Source organism: Lentzea miocenica, assembly GCF_033949945.1.
Taxonomy (GTDB): domain Bacteria; phylum Actinomycetota; class Actinomycetes; order Mycobacteriales; family Pseudonocardiaceae; genus Lentzea; species Lentzea miocenica.
In genome coordinates this window covers 46,793-62,391 of sequence record NZ_JAXAVW010000001.1, presented here as the reverse complement: position 1 = coordinate 62,391, position 15,599 = coordinate 46,793, and the positions used below count along the sequence as shown (strand labels likewise).

Below are 15,599 nucleotides of genomic sequence, written 5' to 3'. Positions count from 1 at the left end.
GTGCTCGCAGTCGCGGCGGCACTGGTGCTGGCGGGCTGCGGATCGCCGACACCGGCGGCCACCCCGACGGGCACCGGCGTGACCGGGGGGATCACGGTGTTCGCGGCCGCGTCGCTCACCGAGTCGTTCAAGACGCTGGGCAAGGAGTTCGAGGCCGCGAACCCCGGTTCGAAGGTCACCTTCAACTTCGCCGGCAGCTCGGCGCTCGCGCAGCAGATCAACCAGGGGGCGCCGGCCGACGTGTTCGCGTCCGCGGCGCCGGCGAACATGAAGCAGGTGACCGACACCGGGGCGATCACGGCGGCGCCGACGACGTTCGCGAAGAACTCGCTGCAGATCGCGGTGCCCAAGGGCAATCCCGGCAGGATCACCGGGCTGGCGGACTTCGCCGAGGCGGACCTGAAGATCGCGTTGTGCGCGGAGCAGGTGCCGTGTGGTGCGGCGTCGAAGAAGGTGTTCGAGGGGGCCAGGATCACCGCCGCGCCGGACACGCTGGAGCAGGACGTGAAGGCGGTGCTCACCAAGGTGTCGCTGGGTGAGGTCGACGCGGCGCTCGTCTACCGCACGGACGTGAAGGCCAACGCCGAGGTCGAGGGCTTGGACTTCGCCGAGGCGGACAAGGCGGTCAACGACTACCCGATCGCGCCTACCGCCAAGGCGCCGAACGCGGCTGCTGCCAAGGCTTTCGTCGACTACGTGCTGTCCGAGAAGGGGCGCGAGGTCCTGACCGAAGCCGGTTTCGCGGCGCCGTGAGGTCGAGGCTGCCGGTCGCCCTGGTCCTGCCCGCGCTGGTCGGGCTCGCCTTCCTGCTCGTGCCGCTGGCTGGCCTGCTCGTCGAGGCTCCCTGGGCGACGCTGCCGTCCCAGCTGTTCAGCGCGGAGGTCGGTGAGGCGCTCAAGCTCTCCCTGATCTGCGCCTCGCTCGCGACGATCGTCTGTCTCGTCCTCGGTGTGCCGCTGGCGTGGTTGCTGGCGCGCAGCGAACTGCCGGGACGGGGCGTTCTGCGTGCACTCGTCACGGTTCCGCTGGTCCTGCCACCGGTGGTGGGCGGTGTCGCGCTGCTGCTGGTGCTCGGGCGGCGCGGGCTGGTCGGCCAGTACCTCGATCAGTGGTTCGGGATCTCACTTCCGTTCACCACGACGGGAGTCGTGCTCGCCGAGGCGTTCGTCGCGATGCCGTTCCTGGTCATCTCGGTCGAGGGCGCGCTCAGGGCCGCCGATCCGCGCTACGAAGAAGCCGCCGCGACGCTCGGTGCCTCTCGCTGGCTGACGTTCCGGCGGGTGACGCTGCCCAGCGTCATGCCGGGTGTCGTCGCGGGAACCGTGCTGTGCTGGGCGCGCGCGCTCGGCGAGTTCGGCGCGACGATCACGTTCGCCGGCAACTTCCCCGGCAAGACGACGACCATGCCCCTGGCCGTGTACCTGGCGCTGGAGACCGACCCGGACGCCGCGATCGTGCTCAGCATCGTGTTGCTGCTGGTGTCCGTCGCGGTGCTGGCCGGGCTGCGGGACAAGTGGATCCGCGCATGACCCTGCACGCCGAACTCCGCGTCCAACGCGAAGGCTTCTCGCTCGAACTCGACCTCGCGATCGAGCCGGGCGAGGTCGTGGCGTTGCTCGGCCCCAACGGCGCCGGCAAGACCACCGCCCTGCGCGCCCTGGCCGGGCTGCTCGACGGCGGCCGGATCAGCGTCGGCGAGTCCACTTGGGACGAGCTGCCCGCCGAGAAACGGCCCGTCGGCGTGGTTTTCCAGGACTACCTGCTGTTCGCGACCATGAGCGCGCTCGACAACGTCGCGTTCGGCCTGCGCGCCCGCGGCACCCGCAAGGCCGAGGCCAACGCGATCGCGCTGCGCTGGCTCGCCCAGGTCGGGCTCGCCGAGTTCGCGAAGGCCAAGCCCCGCACGCTCTCCGGCGGCCAGGCCCAGCGCGTCGCTCTCGCCCGCGCCCTGGCCACGTCACCGGAACTGCTGCTGCTGGACGAACCCCTGGCCGCGCTGGACGCCGGCACCCGCCTGCGCGTGCGCTCCGACCTGGGCAGGCACCTGCAGAACTACCCCGGCCACACGTTGCTGGTCACTCACGACCCGTTGGACGCCATGGTTCTCGCCGACCGGATCGTCATCCTCGAAGACGGCCGCGTGGTCCAGCAGGGCACGCCACGCGAGGTCGTCCGGCAGCCACGCACGAACTACGTCGCCAACCTCGTCGGCCTCAACTTCTATCGCGGCACAGCGTCCGGCACCGAGGTCCGCCTCGACGACGGCGGCACGCTCACCATCGCGGAACCGGCGGAGGGCCCGGTGCACGTGGTGTTCCCGCCGTCCGCGGTGAGCCTCTACCCGGAGAAGCCCGCCGGCAGTCCGCGAAACACCTGGCAGGCCGTCGTTTCCGGCATCGAGCAGCACGCCCACACCACTCGGGTGGATCTCGACGGCTCCCCCGCCGTGCTCGCGGACATCACCACAGCGACAGTCGCCGAGCTGCGGTTGCAGCCCGGCGACCTGTTGTGGGTTTCACTCAAAGCAACGGAGATCCACACCTATCCCCGCTAGCGATCAGACGAAGGCGCTCTGCCCGGTGATCGCCTTGCCGACGATCAGCGTGTTCATCTCGCGGGTGCCCTCGAACGAGTAGATCGCCTCGGCGTCGGCGAAGAACCGGGCCACGTCGTAGCCGAGCACGATGCCGTTGCCACCGAAGATCTCCCTGGCCCAGGCGACGACCTCGCGCATCCGGGAGGTGACGAACGCCTTGGCCAGCGACGAGTGCTCGTCCTGGAAGATGCCCGCGTCCTGCAGCCTGGCCAGTTGCACGAGCATGCCCCACGAGGCGGTGATGTTGCCGAGCGACTTCACCAGCATGTCCTGCACCAGCTGGAACCGGGCGATCGGGCGGCCGAACTGCTCGCGCTCCTGGGCGTAGGCCAGCGCGAGCTCGTAGGCGCCGATCATCACGCCGAGCGCCTGCCAGGCGACGCCGCCGCGGGTGGCGCGCAGGATCTCGGCCACGTCGCGGAACGAGTTGATGCGCTGCAACCGGTTCGCTTCCGGCACGCGGACGTCGGTGAGGGTGATCTCGGCGTTCTCGACGATCCGGAACGCGATCTTGCCCTCGATCTTCTCCGCGACGAAGCCGGGCGTGCCCTTCTCCACGACGAACCCCTTGACGTTGTTGTCGTCGAGGTCGCGCGCCCACACGATCACGTAGTCGGCGAACGTGGCGTTGCCGATCCACTTCTTGGCGCCGTTGAGGATCCACGTGTCACCGTCGCGCTTCGCCGTGGTGCGCATGCCGCCCGCCACGTCGGAACCGCCGAGCGGTTCGGTCATCGCGAACGCGCCGATCTTGTCCATCGCGGCCATCGCCGGCAGCCAGCGGTCGCGCTGTTCCTGGTCGCCACCCGCGTAGATCGAGTACATCGCGAGTCCGTTGTGGACACCGAAGAACGTGGCCACGGACGCGTCGGTGCGGGTCAGCTCCATGGCCAGCATGCCGGTGAGCAGGTTGCTGACGGCTCCGGGGTGTTCGCCGTAGCCCTCGTAGGACAACGCGGTGAGGCGCGCGCCGCGGAACTTCTCGATCAGCTCGGGAGGGAACTCGCCCTTGGCCCAGTACTCGTTGACCATCGGCTTGATCTCGGTGGCCATGAACTCGCGGGCGCTCAGCAGGATCTTGCGCTCTTCGTCGCTGAGCAACGCCTCGTAGTTGTAGAAGTCGGCGACGAGCTGGTCTTCCAAGCGTTGCATGACTAGTTCTCCTCCAATGCCGTCAGAACGGCGAGCTGCTTGCGGTCGCGCGCCTCGGCCAGCGCCGAGTACGTGGAGGAGCCGTAAGCGTCTTCAACGGCCTCGATCAGCCGTTCGGGATCTTGTGAGGGGGTGCCGAGCTCCAGGCCCTGCATGGACTTGCCGATGTGCCCGGCGAGGTGCCGGTAGCCGCCGGGGCCGCCACCGAGGTGGGCGCCGAGGAACGGGCCGACGGTCGCCCAGCGCAGGCCGAGCGAGTTCGTCACGACGGCGTCGAGGTCGGCGGGTGTGACGACGCCCTGTTCGACCAGGTAAGCGGCTTCGCGGGACAACGCGGCCTGCAGCCTGTTGCCGACGAAACCGGGGATCTCCTTGCGTTCCACGACCGGCGTGCGGCCGAGCGAGCGGTAGAACTCGACGGCGCGCTGGACGGACTCCTCCGAAGTCCGCGCACCAGGCACGACCTCGACCAGCGGGATCACGTGCGGCGGGTTGAACGGGTGCCCGATCAGGATCCGCGAACCGTCGATGCCCTCGGCGAACGCGGTGGACGGGATCGCGGACGACGAGCTGAGCAACAGGGCGTGCTCAGGTGCGACGCGGACCAGTTCGGCGAACAGGTTCTTCTTGAACTCCAGGTTCTCCGGCCCGTTCTCCTGCACGAAGTCCGCGTCCCGCACGGCGTCGGCGACCGTGGCAGCGATCCGCACACCGTCCGGGACGGCTTCAGCGAGGTCGGGGCGCGGGTCGGCGATCCGCACCGTCAGACCGTGCTCGACGAACAGGCGGGCCCACGACAGGCCGATCACACCTGCCCCGACGACTGCAACGGTGCTGGATTCCTTCTTGGGCTTCATGCTTCCTCCAAGTAGTTGTGAACCGGCTTGGCGGGAGCGAGCGTCAGGTCGGTGATGATGTGGCTGGCGGACATGACTTCCAGCACGGGAAGGTCGGCGAGCGGCGCGAGGACGTGCTGGAACAGCTGCAACCGCGCGGGCCCGGTGTAAGCGGCCTTGACCACGACGTCGGTGATCTCCGTGCGCACGAGCTCCTGGACCCGAAGCGTTCCGTCATAGTCAGGGATGGTCTTCAGCATGAACGTCGGAACCGTGATCTCCGCCTCAGCCTCGCGGCGGTCCAGTTCGAACTGCTTGTAGCCCATGGTCGCGGTGGCGACCCGCAGCGTGCCGTAGTCCAACGTCCCCACCAGCGCGCCGTTGTCGGCGTACAGCGTCGGCGAACCCATCACCTTCGGGTAGGCGCTGACCTCACGGCCGGACGCGGTGGCGGCGAAGCTGTCCAGGTACATCGCGTGCAGGTACTCGCCGCGTTCGCCGTCGAACACCACCTGGATCGCCTGTCCGGCCTCGGTGTAGGGGCCGTAGCCGGTGACGTCGTTCATCTTCATGACCTCGAACCGGACCAGCGGTTCGTCGATCTCCAACGGCGCGGGCACCACGGCACGCAACGCGTCGGCATCCGTGCGGTAGACGATGTTCAGGTACTCGCGGTCTAAGAACCGGGGCCGCACCGCGGGAAACGCGGGAGCGGTCAAGGGCGTGATCCCGAGCATGTCAGCGCCCCGTCCACTGTGGAGCGCGGCGCTCGGCGAACGCGGTCATGCCCTCGCGAACATCTGCGGAGATCATCAGCCGGGCGATCTCAGTGCGTTGCGCGGCCCAGCGATCAGCCGAACGCACCACCTTCTTCACGGCTGCCAACGCCAACGGGGCGTTCAGCGCGATCTGTTCGGCCAGCTGCAACGCCACGGCCGCGGTCTCCCCGGCGGGCACCACCCGGTTCGCCAGGCCCAGCGACCCGGCGCGCACGCCGTCGATCGGCTCGCCGGTCAGCAGGATCTCCATCGCGATGTGGTGCGGAATCCGTTCCGGCAGGCGGACGACTCCCCCACCGGCGGCGATCAGGCCGCGCTTCACCTCCGGCAGCCCGAACTTCGCGTCCTCGGCGGCGACGATCAGGTCGCAGCCCAGGGCCATCTCGAACCCGCCGCCCATCGCGAAACCCTCGACGGCGGCGATCAGCGGCTTGGTCAGCTCGGCCTCGGTGAGCCCGCCGAACCCGCGACCCGCGATCTCCGGCGACTCGCCCTGCAACGCGGCCTTGAGGTCCATGCCCGCGCTGAACGTGCCGCCCGCTCCGGTGAGCACGCCCACGCGCAGTTCCGGACTGGCTTCCAGCTCGTCCAACGCGGCGGAGAGCTCGGCGGCGACGGCCGCGTTGACGGCGTTGCGGGCCGCCGGCCGGTCGATCGTGATCAGCATTGCCGAACCGACGCGCTCGGTGCGAACCTCGTTCATGACAGCTCCTTCAACACTTCGGCGGTGTCCTGGCCGGGCAGCGGGGCGAGCCGGCGGACGGTGGCGGGCGTGGCCGAGAACCGGACCGGGATGCCGATCGAGCGAACGGCTCCCTCGGTGGGGTGCCGCACGACGTCGAGCAGGTGGCCTTCGCGGACGTAGTCGTCCTCGTGCGCCTTGTCGAGCTCCAGCACCGGCCCGAACGGGATGCTGTGCTTGGCGCACACCTCGGCCCACTCGCCGGTGGTCAGCGCGGAGGCGCACTCGTCGACGAGGCCCATCAGGTCGTCGCTGTCGGCGGGATCGATCTTCTCGCCGGTGACGCGCGGGTCCCCGACCAGGTCGGGACGTCCGGCGGCGGCGAAGAAGTCGCGGAAGTTCGGCGGGTTGTAGGGCACGACGCAGGCGAGGCCGTCCTTGGTGTGCACGGCGTGGTGGCCCTTGGCCATCGACAGGTTGAAGCCCGTCGGTCCCTCCTCCGGCACGAACGCGTGGCCCGCGAGGTGCTCGACGAGGTTGAACGCGATCATCGTGTCCGCCATGGGGATCTCGACGCGCTGACCCTCGCCGGTGTTGTTCCGGTGCACCAACGCGGCGAGCACGCTGTAGGCGATGGTCAGCGACGACACCTTGTCGCCGATGATCGTCGGCAGGTAGACGGGCCGCCCGATCGCGCGGTTCGCGATGTCGACCAGGCCGGACGCGCCCTGGATCGTCTCGTCGTAGGCGGCGATCCCGGCGCGGTCGGAGTCGCCGCGGAAGCCCTGGGCGTGGGCGTAGATCAGGCCGGGGTTGCGCTCGGCGACGTCGGCGTAGTTCAGGCCGAGCCTGCTCAGCGCGCCGGGGCGCATGTTGGTGATCAGCACGTCGGCCGTGTCGATCAGCTTGAGGGCCTTCTCGCGGTCGTCCTCGTCCTTCAGGTTCAGGGCGACGCTGCGCTTGTTCCTGTTGACGTTGAGGCTCAGCGGCGTCATGCCCGGCGTGGTGCGGTAGCGGCCGTTGCGGACGGTGTCCACAGGCGACTCGATCTTGATCACGTCGGCGCCGAGGTCTCCGAGGATCTGGGCCGCGTACGGGCCCATCACCACGGTCGAGAGGTCGATCACGCGCACGCCGTCCAGCGGACCGGCGGTGATGTCCTTCATCGTTCGTCCTTTCGCACCTGCTTCGTTCTTGCAGCACCGAAGCTAGTAGCGAATTCGACGAAAGGGAACGATCATGTCACGAACAATGGTATGACCACAGCGGTCACACCATTCTCTATTTGACCAGCGGTTCCACGAAAACCTCCCGCGCGGCTCGCACGATCTCGGCGAGATCGCCCGAATCGCCGCGATCGCGCCGCCACAGCAGCCCGGTGTCGAGCTGGGCACGGAAGTCCTCGAACGGCAGGACCGCCATGTTCTCCAGCTGGTAGCCACGCATCGCGCTGCCCTCGTCCAGCATCGAGACGGAGAACCCCAGCCCGCTGGACACGATCTCCGAGGTGCCCTGGTAGCCGGTGTTGCTCAGCTGAATGCGCTTTTTGATGCCCAGTTCGGCCAATTGCCGGTCCAGCTGCTCGAAATACGCGGGCGTGATTTCTTCCGGCGACTTCGCGTACGCGAGACCGGTGAGATCTGCCAGTTTGACCGATTCACGGCCTTTGAACTGGTCGGCCGGCACCACCGCGCCAAGTCGTTCCGACATCACGTGCAGGGTGTCGAGAGAGGCCTCCTGCACCGGCAGACGTGCCAGCGTGAGGGCGAGCTTCCCTTCCTTCACCGCCGCGACGAGGTCCGTGGTCGTGCCGGGCCACCGCTTGACCTCGAACCGCTCCTCGACGCGCTCGGCCAGCAGGGACACCCGCTCCCGCAGCGCCGGGTGGATCCCGGCGGGCATGCCGACGAACACCGTGGCGCGGGCGGGTTTCGTGGCCTGGTCGAGCTGCCACTTGATGGATCCGACCCGGTCGAGCACGTCCCGCGCGATGGGCAACAGGGCGGCACCGGCCTCGGTCAGCGCCACGTGGTGGGTGCTGCGGTCGAACAACTGGTTGCCGAGCTCGTGTTCGAGGTCCTTGACGCGCTGGCTCAGCGGCGAGGCGGCCATGTGCAGTTTCCGCGCGGCCGCCGAGAAGTTGAGCTCCTCGGCGACCGCCACGAAGTACCTCAGATGCAGCAGTTCCACCCGATCAACACTAGGCCGTCCGGCTCAAACCTTCCTGAGCACGAACTCGTCGCTGCGCCCACCGCCCAGCAACACGTCCAGCCTGCCCGCCACGGCGTAGGCACCGCACGGGGTGTTCGTGAGCGTTGTGGGGGCTTTGTCCGGCCATGCGACCTCGCGGACGACCTCGACGGTCTGCCACCGGTCGTGCGTGCGGACCTCGGCGACCCGATTCGCGGCGGTGTTGTCGACGAGCAGCAAGCGGTTGCGGGACAACGCCAGCAGGCCGTCCGGGGCGCCGATCGGAGCCGTGATGGTGGTGACGTTCCGCGGGTTCGCCAGCGGGATGACGGCGAGCTTGCGGGCGCCGGACAGCGCCGCGAGGAGCTTGTCGCCGACGTGCGCGATGCCGTTGAGGCCCCAGCCGCCGGTGGACGGCTGCGCGAGGTCGGGGTGCTGGACGAGCGTCGAGGACGTGCCGTCCGGGGTGACGCGGTAGATCGTGCCGGAGATGGAGTCCGTGACGAACGCGGTGCCGTCCGGGGCGAGCGCGACGTCGTTGGCGAAGTGGCCGGGTCCGGTGGCGAGCGTGAGGCGGTGCAGGGCGCGACCGGTGCGCAGGTCGTAGATGCCCAAGCCCGCGAACGCCCTGGTGGTCTCCGGTTTGCTGCGGTCGGCGAGGCCCAGGTCGGCGTTGGTGACGAGGACACGGCCGCGGCGGGCGTCGACGGCGAGGCCCATCGTGGTGATCAGCCACGGGTCGTCGACGAGGGTGCGGGCCTGGCCGTTCTCGACGCGGGAGACGGTGCCGTGCGTGACGGAGCCGACCAGGAACCGGTGCCGGATCGGGTCGTAGGTGACGCCTTCCGGGTGCAGCGAGGGACCGTTGCCCATGATCACCGGTTCGCAGCGGGTCGACGCGTGCGCGGTGATCGGGGTGAGCAGGAGGATCAGCAGCGAGATCAGGATTCTCGTCATGCACCTATTTGTAGGCGACGATCGCGGCGTTCGCTCCGGCCGAAAGCATCGGAATCGTGGTGATGTCGCGGAAACCCGCACCGGTGAGCCACTCGCGGTACTCGGCGCCGGTCCAGTTCTGCCCGCCGCCGGTCTCCACCAGCATGTTGAGGCCCATCAGCGCGGCGAGCTGCGGGCCGGTCTCGTCGTCGTCCAGCACCAGCTCGCAGATGATGATCGCGCCGCCCGAAGGCAGTGCGGCGTAACACTTTCCCAGGATCTCGCGCGATGTCTGCTCGTCCCAGTCGTGCAGGATCATGCTGAGCAGGATCACGTCGTGCCCTGCCGGGAACTCCTCGTCGGCGAGGAAGTCACCGGCGTGCACGGAAATCCGGTCCGTGGCCTTCGCCCTGGCCTTCTCGGCGACGTGCGGGAGGTCGTAGACGGTCGCACGCAGGTCCGGGTAACGCTCGCACAGGACGACCGGGAACGGGCCCATCCCGCCACCGAGGTCGAGCAGGTTCTGGTGGCGCCCGAAGTCATAGGCGTCGGCGAGTGCCATCGCGGTGAACGACGAGATCGCGAACAGCGCGTCCCAGAAGTTGTCCAGCACCACCGGGTCGGAGGTCATGAACGAAGCGTGCGAAGTCGTGGGAGCGTTGGTGCGCAACGCTTCCTGCAACCTGCCCCACGCGGGATAGCCGACCATGTCGTTGTACCGCACGAACCCGCCGAAGTACTGCTCCTTGCCGGGAACCAGGTACTCCGCCGCGACCGGGGCGTTCTGGTAGCGATCACCGTCCTTGGTGAGGAACCCGAGCGCGGTGCAGCTGCTCAACAACACGCGCAGCGGACGTGGTTGCAGACCGAGATCCGCGGCCAGCTCGGCGGAGGTGGCCGCACCACGCCGATCCACGGCGGCGAACAGTCCGATGTCGACAGCGGCCGCCATCGCCTTGAACCGCCAGTACCCGGTCGTCAGTTCGATCAGCAGCCCCGGATTCATCCGTCCATCCCCGCCAGTCGCCGTGTTGCCTCCGACTCGCCCCAGCGGAACCCGATCCGGCGCGACAACTCGACGGCCTCGCCATAGGACTGCTTGGCGTCCGCCGTCCGGCCGGCCAGTTCGTGCACGATGCCGCGATCGAGCAGCACGCCAGCCTCGATCTGCCTGTCCCCCACCGAACGCGCCAGCCGCAGCGCTTCCTCCGCGAGTTCCAGGGCGCGGTCCAACGACCCGAGCTGGCGGTGAGCGTCGGCCATGTTCGCCAGCGCGTGCAGCTCGCCAGACCGGTCGCCGCACACCCGGAACGTCGTCAGCGTCTCCTCGTAGCAGACCAGCGCGGCCGGCAGATCACCCAGCGCCGCGTGCACCAGCCCCAGATTCGTGCGCACGTAAGCGGCGCCCTGCGAGTCGTCCAGCTCCTCGCGCAACGTCAGCGAGGCTTCCAGCGAGGTCAGCGCGGCGGGCAGGTCGCGGCGGCGCCAGTGCACGATGCCGAGGTTGTTGAGCGTCACGGCTTCGAGCTGGCGGTCGTGCAGCGCGCGGGCCAGGGTGAGCGCGGCCGCCCAGTGCTGCTGCGCCTCGGCGAACTTGAACCCGCGCTCGCAGGCCGCGCCGAGTTCCTTCAACGCCAACGCTTCCGCACGGATGTCCCCCAACGAACGGGCTGCTTCCAGCGCGAGGGTGTTCAGGGCGGCCCAGTCCGCGACCTCGGAGCGGCGGCGGAAGTACCAGGACAGCCCGGCGGCGAACGCGATCGCGTCGGCCGGCGAGGCCTGGTGGGCGGCGGCGATCAGGTTGTCGCGCTCCTCGGCGAGCCAGAGGTCCGTCGGGTTGTCCGCCAGGGCTTCCAGGTAGTGCTTGTGCAGGCGCTCCAGCGCCAGCGACCGTTCCTCTGGCGACTCCGAACCACGGCAGCGTTCGCGGGCGAAGAGGCGCAACAGGTCGTGCAGGGCGAACCGGCCCGGCACCGGTTCCTCGACGAGGTGCGCGTCGGCCAGTTCGGCGAGCAGCTCCTCGACGTCCGGCACGTCGGTCAGCGCCCGTGCCGCCGCGACCGCGAAATCCGGTCCGTCGAGCAGCCCGATCAGCCGGAAAACCCTTGCCACGGCCGGAGAACCCAGCTCGGCGTAACTGACCTCGAACGCCGACCGCACCGCGACGTCACCGAGCCGGAGCTCGTCGAGCCGGCGCGCCTCGTCCGCCAGCCGCGCGGCGAGCAACGGCGCTGTCCACTGTGGACGGGCGGCGAGCCGGGCGCCCGCGATCCGCAGCGCCAGCGGCAGTCCGCCGCACCAGCGCACGAGTTCCGCCGCGTCGTCAACCTTCCCCGCGACACCTTCCAGCAGCTGGAAGGCCTCCTCCAACGGCAGAGCGCCGAGCTTGACGTAGGAGACGCCGTCCAGCGAGGTGAGCGGGCGGCGTGAGGTGATCAGCACCGCCGAGCCGGGACCCGTCGGCAGCAGGCGCTTGACCTGGGCGGCGGTAGCGACGTTGTCCAGCACCACGAGCAGCCGTCGTTGAGCGGTGAGAGACCGGTAGCGCAGGGCTTCCTCGTCGCCGGGCCGTTCGCCGAGTGCCCGCAGGAACTGGCTGAGGATCCGGTCGGAGGCGCCGTCGGAGAGGTCCGCGTAGAGCTGGCCGTCCGGGAAGCCCGCCGCGATCTCGTGCGCCGCCCTGACCGCGAGCGCGGACTTGCCGATGCCCGCCTGCCCGGTGATCACGCACACCGCGACGCGGTCCTGGCGGCGGGTCTGCGCCTTGATCAACGTCAGCTCGCGCGACCGTCCGGAGAACGTGACCACGTCGGGCGGCAGTTGCCGGATCGCCGACGCGCCAACGGGTTTCGCCCGCAGGATCTCGGCCTGGAGCCGTCTCAGCGACTCCCCCGGCTCGACTCCGAGCTCGTCCAGGAGCACCCTTCGGCACTCCTGGTAGGCCGCCAACGCCTCCGCCGGCCGTCCCGCCCGGTGCAGCGCGCCCATCTGCTGTTCGCGCAGGCGTTCGTTCAGCGGATGCTCGCGCACCCACTCGTTGAGGTCCGCGACGATCTCGACGTGCCGCCCGAGGTCCAGCTCCGCCTCGGCGCACTCGACCCGCGCGGCCAGCCGCAACTCCTCCAGCTGCGCGATGACCCCGCGCAGCAACCCGGACGCCGCGAGGTCGGCCAGCGCGGGCCCGCGCCACAACGCGAGCGCCTCCCGATAGCGCTGCGGCGTGCGTTCCCTGCGGGCGACGTCGAGCAGCTCGGTGAACCGGGTGAGGTCGAGCTCGGCAGGGTCGACCGACATGAGATAGCCGGGCGGCCGCGACAGCAGCCGTGATCCGACGATCTTGCGCAGCTGGTAGACGTACACCTGAAGGTTCTTGAGGGCCGTCTTGGGCGGCGCGTCGTCCCACAGCACGCTGATCAGCCGGTCGACCGACAGCACCCGCCCCGGTTGCGCGAGCAGCAGCGCGAGGACGGCCCGTTGCTTGGGCGGCCCAAGGCTCAGGCGCACGCCGTCATCGGCGTAACACTCCACCGGCCCGAGCACCCGGAACTCCACAACTCCTGATCGTATCTACCGGACGCATACCGGACACATGCCACGCGTCATCACGTTTGACCCATGACGAAAACCGCACTGGCCCTGGTGGTGGCACTCGGCAGTTTGGCCGCGGCCGTGTCCCCCGCCCAGGCTGCCGAGCCCTACTCCGAGAGCCCGTCCCAGTCCGTGGCCGTCCGTTCGGGCACCGGCTACGACGTGCTCGTCGGTGGCGTGAAGAGAGCCACCGTCAACGTCAGCGACCCCGCCTACACAGTCCGTTCGACCTCCTCGGCCGACGGCACCCAGGCCGCCGTGATCTCCGACTTCGACGGCACGTCCGGTGCTGTCCTGCAGACAGTTGACCGCTACGGCAAGTCCCGTTTCGTGGCTCGCGGCGCGATCACCTCGGCCGTCTTCCACGGTTCGGTCCTCGCTTACGCCGACGGTGAGAACGTGGTGGTCGACGGCGTGCCCGTGGGCAGGCTCAAGGGCCGCGCACCCCAGCTCCTCGGCTTCACCTCCGACGGCACCGGCCTGCTCGCCGTGGAACACCCGGACGCGGCCGACGACAGCACGTTCGTCGGTTCGCTCGTGCGGTTCGACCTGAAGTCCGGCGCCGCCAAGCCGTTGGTCACCTCAGACGCGACAGCGCTCTACCGCGACTTCAAGCTCGTGGACGTGCGCGGCGAACGGCACGTCAGCTTCATCAAGCACAACGAGATCTACCGCTGCGGCGGCGCCGACCCGCAGTGGCTGGGCCTGGTCTCCGAGGACGGCGTCGTCCAGCCGTTGATCGGCGAGACCCGCCACCACTACCGCAGCGCGGTGTGGAGCACCGACGGGTCGCGCGTGGCGTACGAGGTCATGGGTTGTGTGTCCGACAAGACGCGCGGACCTGACCAGTTCGCCGGGTTCAACGGCGTCTACGTGCAGGATCTGGCCACCCGCAAGGCGTCGCGGGTGGTCGAGGGCCTGTCGTTCAACTACGCGCTGACCGGCATCTCGGGTGGTGAGGCCGTCATCGGCAGCCCTGCGAAGGGCTACGTGAAGGCGTCCGGCCTGAAGGCGGCCTCCCTCGACGGCCAGGTGACCACGATGGGCCGCCTGAACCGCGCCGAGTACATCCACCAGCTGTGGGACACGCGCAACGAGTTCAACGGCAACTCGTCCTGCGGCCCGACCAGCGCGGTGATCGACCTCGTCACCTACCAGCTTCCGAACGAGTTCGGCGTCCAGGTCTCACAACCGTCCTCGCACTACTCGAAGTGGGGCCGCTACATCACCGACGAGTTCTCCAACCGCGGCACCACCTTCAACCGCACGATGAACGACTGGTCGCGCACCGGCAGCTGGAAGGGCGCCCACGGCTGGATCACCGGCTACTACTGCGGCGGCAACCCGGCCCGCCCCTGCGCCTCCTGGGAGTCCGAGCGCGACTTCCTGGCCCGCAACGGCGCCGCCGTCCAGCAGGGCAACTTCACCCCGGCCCAGGTCCGCGCGTTCCTCGACCAGGGCAAGTTCGTCATCATGAGCGGCACGTGGGGCTCGACCGCCGGGCACTTGTCGGTGGTCATCGGCTACCACGACAACGGCTCGTTCTACGTCCACGACACCTATGGCGCGGGGACTGACGGCAGCTACGACGGGGCGAACCAGCTCTACACGTGGAACTACATCGCGCCCGTTCAGATGTGGGCGGCCTGATCCAGCTGGAACATCTCCCTCCTGTCCGCGCAACGCAGGCAGGAGGGGTTAGGCCGTTCAGTTCAAAACCTCACGGCGAAGCAAGGATTCTAACGCGAAACCGATTGCCGCGGGACAGCGTCACCGATCCGGAGCAGAGCCACCCTGCCCATTGGTGTGAACCTGATCGTGGCCCCTCGACCCGGAAGTATCGTGCGAATCAGCAGCGGGTGCACCCGCCGAGGGGGCCATGAGGATGTAGCCGATGACGCTCGGAGCGAATATACGCAGGAAACGCCGCAAGCGGTTGAAGACAGGGCAATCCACAATGCTGGGATCCACTGTGGAAGCCCTGCAGTCCTACGTGCTCAACGCCGGTGTCATCGGTGTCGTGGAAGGCCTGCTCGGCATTCTGGCGTTCGGCGGCATCTTGTCGGCCTTGCTGGGGCGGACCAGCATTCGTGCTGCCGCGATAGTCGCGGTGATTGTCGCCGTCCTTGGGTTGTTCGCACTTCTCGCCGCGAACAAGCTGGAGTGGCGGCGACGCACCGAACTGGACCGGCGGCTCCTGCTGCGCTACTGCAACCTGCTCCACGAGCGGTGCAACTTCACGTGGCGCGTCACCGACTGGAGGCAGGTGGTGACGATCGAGGCGAACGGCGACACCCACGACAAGATCACCTTCACCGCCGTGCCGGACTGCGACGCCCTCGACTTCCTGACGTTCTGGGAGGGCCCGAACTGGGACTGGCCGGCGAGGTACCAGCGCAAGACCCAAGTTCACGTCCGCAGCGTCGAACTCGAAGGCGAAGGCGGCACCCGCTTCGACGCGACCACCTGCTGGCTGAGCAGAGGGCGGTTGAAGGTGCTGGTGCACCTCAGCGAACCCGCACTTCGCGACACCGAGATCAGCCTGGTGGCCGAGTTCAGCTTTCCCGCGAAGTGCCAGCCATTTGTGCAGGGCGCGCCAGAGGAGTTCGTCAAGAGGTTCTCGCCGGGACCCGAACATCTGGAGTACACGGTCGTCTTGCCACCTGGCTGCAGCGGCTACTGGGACGGTGTCGGCCTGAAGTCGGGTACCGAGCGATATTCCATTCAACGGCGCACGAACACGAGCGGCCGCGAGGAGATCAGCCTGATCGCTGATCGCGTGCGCAACGGCGCACGTGTGGGCATGAAACTGGATATCAAGTAGGCGGGAGGCCTACTTG

The 15,599-nt window shown here is 68.8% G+C and carries 14 protein-coding genes; 5 read left to right on the top strand and 9 right to left on the bottom strand.

The window, feature by feature from the left end:
* Genes modA through SK803_RS00325 form a run of 3 tightly spaced genes read left to right on the top strand, consistent with a single transcriptional unit; the run spans window position 1 to window position 2,554 of the window.
* Entirely contained in the window at window positions 1-753 is a 753-nt protein-coding gene (gene modA, locus SK803_RS00335; protein WP_319963636.1) for a molybdate ABC transporter substrate-binding protein, read from the top strand.
* Window positions 750-1,529, top strand: a complete 780-nt coding sequence (modB, locus tag SK803_RS00330; RefSeq protein WP_319963635.1) for a molybdate ABC transporter permease subunit — start codon at window positions 750-752, stop codon at window positions 1,527-1,529. The genes modA and modB overlap by 4 nt, the downstream gene beginning before the upstream one ends.
* Window positions 1,526-2,554 (top strand): ABC transporter ATP-binding protein, encoded by a 1,029-nt coding sequence (locus SK803_RS00325; RefSeq protein ID WP_319963634.1) that lies wholly within the window; start codon window positions 1,526-1,528, stop codon window positions 2,552-2,554. Before modB ends, SK803_RS00325 begins: the two co-directional genes overlap by 4 nt.
* A 3-nt stretch (window positions 2,555-2,557) precedes the next feature.
* Here SK803_RS00325 and SK803_RS00320 read toward each other — a convergent pair whose 3' ends face one another.
* From SK803_RS00320 to SK803_RS00280, 9 genes are all read right to left on the bottom strand, one after another.
* Entirely contained in the window at window positions 2,558-3,748 is a 1,191-nt protein-coding gene (locus SK803_RS00320; protein ID WP_319963633.1) for an acyl-CoA dehydrogenase family protein, read from the bottom strand.
* Window positions 3,749-3,750: 2 nt separating this feature from the next.
* On the bottom strand, window positions 3,751-4,605 hold the full coding sequence (locus tag SK803_RS00315) for a 3-hydroxyacyl-CoA dehydrogenase NAD-binding domain-containing protein (RefSeq protein WP_319963632.1): 855 nt from the start codon (window positions 4,603-4,605) through the stop codon (window positions 3,751-3,753).
* Window positions 4,602-5,321 (bottom strand): acetoacetate decarboxylase, encoded by a 720-nt coding sequence (locus SK803_RS00310; protein ID WP_319963631.1) that lies wholly within the window; start codon window positions 5,319-5,321, stop codon window positions 4,602-4,604. Before SK803_RS00310 ends, SK803_RS00315 begins: the two co-directional genes overlap by 4 nt.
* 1 nt (window position 5,322) lies before the next feature.
* Window positions 5,323-6,066 (bottom strand): crotonase/enoyl-CoA hydratase family protein, encoded by a 744-nt coding sequence (locus SK803_RS00305; protein WP_319963630.1) that lies wholly within the window; start codon window positions 6,064-6,066, stop codon window positions 5,323-5,325.
* Window positions 6,063-7,211 carry a CaiB/BaiF CoA transferase family protein gene (locus SK803_RS00300; RefSeq protein ID WP_319963629.1) on the bottom strand — a complete coding sequence of 383 codons (1,149 nt, stop codon included), beginning with the start codon at window positions 7,209-7,211 and terminating at the stop codon, window positions 6,063-6,065. Before SK803_RS00300 ends, SK803_RS00305 begins: the two co-directional genes overlap by 4 nt.
* Window positions 7,212-7,326: 115 nt before the next feature.
* The gene (locus tag SK803_RS00295) at window positions 7,327-8,235 is read right to left on the bottom strand and encodes a LysR family transcriptional regulator (RefSeq protein WP_319963628.1); all 909 of its coding nucleotides are present in this window, start codon (window positions 8,233-8,235) and stop codon (window positions 7,327-7,329) included.
* A 24-nt stretch (window positions 8,236-8,259) separates the two neighbouring features.
* Window positions 8,260-9,192, bottom strand: a complete 933-nt coding sequence (locus SK803_RS00290; RefSeq protein ID WP_319963627.1) for a hypothetical protein — start codon at window positions 9,190-9,192, stop codon at window positions 8,260-8,262.
* A gap of 4 nt (window positions 9,193-9,196) precedes the next feature.
* Window positions 9,197-10,177 carry a methyltransferase gene (locus SK803_RS00285; RefSeq protein ID WP_319963626.1) on the bottom strand — a complete coding sequence of 327 codons (981 nt, stop codon included), beginning with the start codon at window positions 10,175-10,177 and terminating at the stop codon, window positions 9,197-9,199.
* On the bottom strand, window positions 10,174-12,723 hold the full coding sequence (locus SK803_RS00280; RefSeq protein WP_319963625.1) for an AfsR/SARP family transcriptional regulator: 2,550 nt from the start codon (window positions 12,721-12,723) through the stop codon (window positions 10,174-10,176). Before SK803_RS00280 ends, SK803_RS00285 begins: the two co-directional genes overlap by 4 nt.
* Before the next feature lie 63 nt (window positions 12,724-12,786).
* Here SK803_RS00280 and SK803_RS00275 point away from each other — a divergent pair, with 63 nt between their 5' ends.
* Both SK803_RS00275 and SK803_RS00270 read left to right on the top strand, forming a co-directional pair.
* Window positions 12,787-14,409 carry a C39 family peptidase gene (locus tag SK803_RS00275; protein ID WP_319963624.1) on the top strand — a complete coding sequence of 541 codons (1,623 nt, stop codon included), beginning with the start codon at window positions 12,787-12,789 and terminating at the stop codon, window positions 14,407-14,409.
* Window positions 14,410-14,653: 244 nt separating this feature from the next.
* Window positions 14,654-15,583 carry a hypothetical protein gene (locus SK803_RS00270; RefSeq protein ID WP_319963623.1) on the top strand — a complete coding sequence of 310 codons (930 nt, stop codon included), beginning with the start codon at window positions 14,654-14,656 and terminating at the stop codon, window positions 15,581-15,583.
* Window positions 15,584-15,599 lie beyond the last annotated feature (16 nt).

Coding starts and splice junctions, on each gene's coding strand:
- SK803_RS00325 (WP_319963634.1), top strand. CDS start 1,526: ATGACCCTGCACGCCGAACTCCGCGTCCAACGCGAAGGCTTCTCGCTC.
- SK803_RS00320 (WP_319963633.1), bottom strand. CDS start 3,748: ATGCAACGCTTGGAAGACCAGCTCGTCGCCGACTTCTACAACTACGAG.
- SK803_RS00315 (WP_319963632.1), bottom strand. CDS start 4,605: ATGAAGCCCAAGAAGGAATCCAGCACCGTTGCAGTCGTCGGGGCAGGT.
- SK803_RS00310 (WP_319963631.1), bottom strand. CDS start 5,321: ATGCTCGGGATCACGCCCTTGACCGCTCCCGCGTTTCCCGCGGTGCGG.
- SK803_RS00305 (WP_319963630.1), bottom strand. CDS start 6,066: ATGAACGAGGTTCGCACCGAGCGCGTCGGTTCGGCAATGCTGATCACG.
- SK803_RS00300 (WP_319963629.1), bottom strand. CDS start 7,211: ATGAAGGACATCACCGCCGGTCCGCTGGACGGCGTGCGCGTGATCGAC.
- SK803_RS00290 (WP_319963627.1), bottom strand. CDS start 9,192: ATGACGAGAATCCTGATCTCGCTGCTGATCCTCCTGCTCACCCCGATC.
- SK803_RS00285 (WP_319963626.1), bottom strand. CDS start 10,177: ATGAATCCGGGGCTGCTGATCGAACTGACGACCGGGTACTGGCGGTTC.
- SK803_RS00275 (WP_319963624.1), top strand. CDS start 12,787: ATGACGAAAACCGCACTGGCCCTGGTGGTGGCACTCGGCAGTTTGGCC.
- SK803_RS00270 (WP_319963623.1), top strand. CDS start 14,654: ATGACGCTCGGAGCGAATATACGCAGGAAACGCCGCAAGCGGTTGAAG.